The 4,905-nt window shown below is 37.9% G+C and carries 7 protein-coding genes and 1 pseudogene; 3 read left to right on the top strand and 5 right to left on the bottom strand.

The window, feature by feature from the left end; all coding sequences use genetic code 11:
* From ACKPEB_RS21315 to ACKPEB_RS21305, 3 genes are all read right to left on the bottom strand, one after another.
* Positions 1-527: IS630 family transposase (locus tag ACKPEB_RS21315; protein WP_408967024.1), on the bottom strand; the 527-nt coding region annotated here is incomplete at its 3' end.
* An 8-nt stretch (positions 528-535) separates the two neighbouring features.
* A complete protein-coding gene (locus ACKPEB_RS21310; protein ID WP_408967023.1) occupies positions 536-1,024 on the bottom strand; it encodes a helix-turn-helix domain-containing protein in 489 nt (162 codons plus the stop codon).
* A gap of 55 nt (positions 1,025-1,079) precedes the next feature.
* Positions 1,080-1,262 carry a hypothetical protein gene (locus tag ACKPEB_RS21305; protein ID WP_408967022.1) on the bottom strand — a complete coding sequence of 61 codons (183 nt, stop codon included), beginning with the start codon at positions 1,260-1,262 and terminating at the stop codon, positions 1,080-1,082.
* Positions 1,263-1,472: 210 nt separating this feature from the next.
* Between ACKPEB_RS21305 and ACKPEB_RS21300 the strand changes: the two genes are divergently transcribed.
* Positions 1,473-1,766 carry a hypothetical protein gene (locus ACKPEB_RS21300; protein WP_408967021.1) on the top strand — a complete coding sequence of 98 codons (294 nt, stop codon included), beginning with the start codon at positions 1,473-1,475 and terminating at the stop codon, positions 1,764-1,766.
* A gap of 304 nt (positions 1,767-2,070) precedes the next feature.
* The gene (locus ACKPEB_RS21295) at positions 2,071-2,373 is read left to right on the top strand and encodes a hypothetical protein (RefSeq protein ID WP_408967019.1); all 303 of its coding nucleotides are present in this window, start codon (positions 2,071-2,073) and stop codon (positions 2,371-2,373) included.
* Positions 2,374-2,547: 174 nt separating this feature from the next.
* Here the strand turns inward: ACKPEB_RS21295 and ACKPEB_RS21290 are convergent, their stop codons facing one another.
* Complete coding sequence (locus ACKPEB_RS21290; RefSeq protein ID WP_408967018.1) at positions 2,548-3,225, bottom strand: hypothetical protein; 678 nt, start codon at positions 3,223-3,225, stop codon at positions 2,548-2,550.
* 110 nt (positions 3,226-3,335) lie between these two features.
* Positions 3,336-3,806 (bottom strand): annotated as a pseudogene (locus tag ACKPEB_RS21285) (IS630 family transposase); the annotation flags it as partial.
* Positions 3,807-3,877: 71 nt separating this feature from the next.
* On the opposite strand from ACKPEB_RS21285, the gene ACKPEB_RS21280 reads away from it, so the two are divergent.
* Positions 3,878-4,760, top strand: a protein-coding gene (locus tag ACKPEB_RS21280) for an IS630 family transposase (protein WP_408967017.1) whose coding sequence is annotated in 2 segments (ribosomal slippage) — positions 3,878-4,204 and positions 4,206-4,760 — 882 coding nt in all. Because the reading frame shifts where the segments join, the coding sequence is not laid out codon by codon here.
* Positions 4,761-4,905: the final 145 nt, after the last annotated feature.

The raw sequence follows: 4,905 nt of genomic DNA, 5'->3' as shown, positions 1-4,905 counted from the left end.
GTCACAGATTTAATAGCTTGGGGTGTTAACTCCTGTAAAACTTGAGAGAGCCGATTTCTCAAACTGTCCAGGTTTTCAAAGAGTTCCCATTTCAATTTCTTTTTAATCTGTTTCCATAATCTTTCTATTGGGTTAACTTGTGGACTATAGGGGGGTTGGAATAACAGGATGACATTCTCTGGAATTTCTAGTGTCAACCCTGTATGTAATCGACCATTATCTAATTGAATGATATGTAGTTCCTCTGGATATTTTTCGGCAAACCATTTTAAATACTGTTGAAAACAAACCCCATCTACATGAGAAAATTCAGCAAAAAAGCTTTCTCCCGTTTGCGGTTCTACCAAACCGTATAACCACAAGTAATCAAAGCACCATTGTTCTATTCCTATTGGCTGTACTCCCTTTGCTGTTAGCTTTCTCGCCCATAATGTTATTAATCCTAATCTCGATTCATCTTCACACCAATACCGGAGTTTATTATAGTTTTTGACTTTTTCTTTCTCCTGGGTTAGCCTCTGTTCTATCTGGGTTTTCAGTTTTTTTTAAACTCTTCTACCGCCCCAGGCTCTTGCTTGATATGAACTGGACGTGGTACTTTCAATTTGGCTTTTAATTTGTAATGCACCAGATGATGGACTCGGCTATAGCTCATCTCTATTCCTTCTACTGCTTTTAACCACATCTGTACTTCTTTATAGGACGAAAATCCTTCCTCTTCTTGTAATTCTTTTTTTAACTTTTCTTCCACTTCGGCTGGGATTTTACTTGTTCTTCCTGTACTTTTCCCTTCTGTTAATAACCCTTTTAATCCTTCTTTCCTATATTGACTTAACCACCTTGATACTGTTGTTCTATGTTTTCCTGTTAAGTTGGCGATCGCTCCTACACTTTCTACCTGAATAGTCTTCAGCCAATATAATGTCTGTATTCTTTCTTTCCACTCCCTATTCTCTGACTTTTTCAATTCTTCTAATAATTCTTCGGCTGATTCCACAATGTTGAGCTTGATTATTCCTGTCATTACTACTCTCCTCCTCTGAGCCATTATTTTTGGGCTTCGCGATCGCCTTCCCCACTCACCAAAGCTGTTCCTTTGTTGTTGTTTTCTTCCTGAAGGCTGTTTTTTTGCTGGCGATCGCTCCCCATAATTGTAGCATACTTTTCAGGATTTCATATAACAATCTCATCTTAGAAACTAAGGGATGGGATGAATTAAGGGAAGTTAAAAAAGCAGCAGCCCAACGTTGGTGTAATGCCATTAATGCCGATGGGAAACAGGGTTATTGGCAGTATGTGATGACTGGGTTAATTAAAGTGAAAGAAGGAATTGATCAGGCATGGGAGAGGGTGCATACTTGAACCATTAATCAGTTTGATTGACCACTCAAATTTGTTGAATCAGAAGATATCTAGCTAATTTGTTATGAATGGTTTAAACCTTTGTAAATCAAATAAAGAATTAATGACCCATGTTAAACAGAATTACAATTACGTCCTTTCAATATCCTACTGAATACCCAGCACTATTTTACCCCGAAAAAGTGATTTATATTCTTAATGGGACACCGCCTCAACCTTCTCTTGTCTTAGCGACTTTGCCAGCGAAACCTAGTCCGCCCCAAAAACCCGAACCTCCTGTTTTTAATGAACAACCGCCTAAACGTATTAACTATACTTTTTTAGGGTTTGCAACTTTAGCGATATTAATTTTTAGTAGTAGTGTTGCCAGTGCTAACTTCGTAATATCCATTCTACCCAATTGATATCGCTGCTTACCCAATTATTTGCATAGGCAGCATCTACGAACTGATTGAGACTAGACAAGCCTTTTCCCTCTTTAAATGCTGGTAAAAAAGTGGCGATCGCTGTTAATTTTTTCACTAATGACAATTCAGATTGACTATTCATAAATGGTATTAGAAAGAATTACCGATTACTATAGCGTGTTTGGGGGTTTGGGGGTGAAGTGAGCAGTCGAACAGAAACTTAGGCTAAGGAATTAATGGAAAACGTTACTCACGTTTGGGTTTACAATCTGGATGGTGTTGAAATCATCTCAATTAAGATATGGCAGTTACAGGGAAGCTGGAATTAACCCTTAAAATTACGGAATTTCCAACGGATGTTCAGACGGTTGAGAATAACTGGAAGCAATTTGCTGTGGACTGTGATGGCAGAATCTTCACAATAACAGTGAAGCCAAAAATGTTCAAAAAACTAGAGGAAGCGCAAGCGAATTATCCGATGTGGGTGGCAGCGATAGCTGGGAAGTTGGGAGAAGCTACTCCCGATGGCTTTGTCTTGGTCGAACCCGCAATTCAAGTGTTTGAGAAAAAACCGAAAGACCCCCAGGAAGCTGCACCTCAGTAGAAAGGTTTGAGTAGCAATGGTGCAGAAACTTACGGTAAGGCTAAAACTCAATTACAACAAGGGTTTTAGAAGTTGACTTTTCTTAACAAATCTCAATCCGTTTTATACCACTTCAACTAAGGTTTAACGAATCGCACGAAAGCCAAATCCTTAACGGCACTTTCTGCACATTTGCTACTCAAACCCCGTATATACAATTTCTATTTTATCTATCACAGTCAATCCATCGGGCAGTTTCATTGGTATATTAGAATTTGGATTAGTGGCTTTATCTAAATGCTTTTTCAGCTTTTCATTAGCATTATCGTCTGCCAAAAAAAGATAAACTGTATCCGTATCTTCTTTGTCGGAAGGAGTACCAATGTATAATTGGCAAGTCATTGTCAATTCACCAGGAATCTTTGAGCAGTATTCTTTGTTATCAAGACTGTTTTGAGGATACCAACGTGCTGCATCTTTTGTTGCACCTTCATGTGAATCTCCTACAATCCATAAATGTTTCTTGGGATTGTAAATGAGAAATTCTATTTTTAACTCTGTGTTTTTGTTCTGTTGAGCAGGTGAAAACTTTTGACCATCTACAGGTTGAATTATTTCAGCAATATTTGGAGGATTAAACCCTATTACAAGGGTAAGTGCAGCTAATATCAACACTACAACAAACCATCTTTTGTCTTTATAACCTAGCCCAATAAAAAAAGCAACTCCAAACCCTAATATAAGTAGCAATTCGACCAGAGGAGAAAATATAGGTAAAAATCTCTTGAGAAACTCCAAAACAGGAACTAAAACAAAATTTATCAAGAAGCAAGTAAAATCACTACAACTAGAATCTACTACTAAAAAAAACATTTTAGTAACCTCCTAAACTTTTCTAATTGATTTCTTCAAAATAACAATCACCTTGACAGCAACGAAGATAACAAGCAAATTTAAAGATTTATTGAAGTGACAGTTTTCATTCACATTCGACCATAAAGAAAAGTTTCAGTGTTTATTTCAAATGCCGAAGGACAATTTATAAAGGCAGCATCCACACATTCTCTGACGGTTTGAAATTCGTTTAATCTCTGTTTCATCCATGTCTTTAAAACAGCCCACCAGTTTTCAATCTTGTTCAAGTCGGGAGAATATGGCGGCAGATACCAAATTTCACATCCGGCTCCTTCAATGAGTTCTTTGATAGATTCCCCTTTATGAAAACTGGCGTTATCAATAATAATAATGTCTCCAGGTTCTAGCACAGGCAGCAAACAATTTTTTAACCAGGCTTCAAATAAATCTTTATTACATGACCCTTCAAAGGTTAAAGGAGCCAATAATTTCCCTTCTTTCAATGCTGATAGCCAGCTGACTCTTTCTCTTTTTTTACCCGACTTGAGAGCATAACATCTTTCCCCTATCGGGCTGTAGCCATACGGGTAATCCTCTCTATAGCGCTACGCGCTATGGTTAGGAAAAAGTATGATAAGATTCAGTAATAGCTCAATAAGGGAAAATAGTTATGCCTGCACCTTATAGTTACGATTTACGCTCCAAGGCTCTAGCAGCAGTGAAAAGAGGAGAAAAGAAAATACAGGTAAGTCGTTTTTTTAAAATAAGTCGCAACACATTAGATCTATGGCTAAAAAAAGAAAGAGAAACAGGAGACTATCAAGCCAGCCCACCAGTAGGAGTAGGAACTGAACCGAAAATTAAAGACCTAGAAAAATTTCGAGAATTTGCCAAAGAAAATAGTGACAAAACCCAAAAACAAATGGCGGAATTATGGGGGTGTGAAGCGACGCAACAGAATATTAGTTATGCTTGTCGAAAACTGGGTATAAGTCGAAAAAAAAACTTATGGGTATCGGGAAAGGGATGAAGAAAAAAGACGAGAATTTATGCAAAAACTAGAGCTAATAGAGAGGAGCAGAAAAGTTTATGTAGACGAAGCAGGATTTGATAATCGTGAGGATTACCCGTATGGCTACAGCCCGATAGGGGAAAGATGTTATGCTCTCAAGTCAGGTAAAAAAAGAGAAAGAGTTAGTTGGCTATCAGCATTGAAAGAAGGTAAATTATTAGCTCCTTTAACCTTTGAAGGGTCATGTAATAAAGATTTATTTGAAGCCGGGTTGAAGAATTGTTTACTACCTGTGCTAAAACCAGGAGACATTATTATTATTGATAATGCCAGCTTTCATAAAGGGGAATCTATCAAAGAACTCGTCGAAGGAGCCGGATGTGAAATTTGGTATCTGCCGCCATATTCTCCCGACTTGAACAAGATTGAAAACTGGTGGGCTGTATTAAAGACATGGATGAAACAGAGATTAAACGAATTTCCGACTGTAAGAGAATGCGTGGATGCTGCATTTAGAAATAGTCCTAACGTATGCGCGTAGCGCTATACAATTTCTTTTTCTTTCATCACTTTACCCAAAATCAAAAGGGCAAGCACTTTAGCACTCACCCCTTGTATTAATGACCCTCATCTTCACCTCCTAAGCAGCAAACAAATATTTCAGTTCGGGAATTTCACCCGCCCGT

The organism is Planktothrix sp. (assembly GCF_046067725.1).
GTDB lineage: Bacteria > Cyanobacteriota > Cyanobacteriia > Cyanobacteriales > Microcoleaceae > Planktothrix.
The sequence above is the reverse complement of the archived record's forward strand: the minus strand, read 5'-3'. Positions and strand labels throughout refer to the sequence as shown.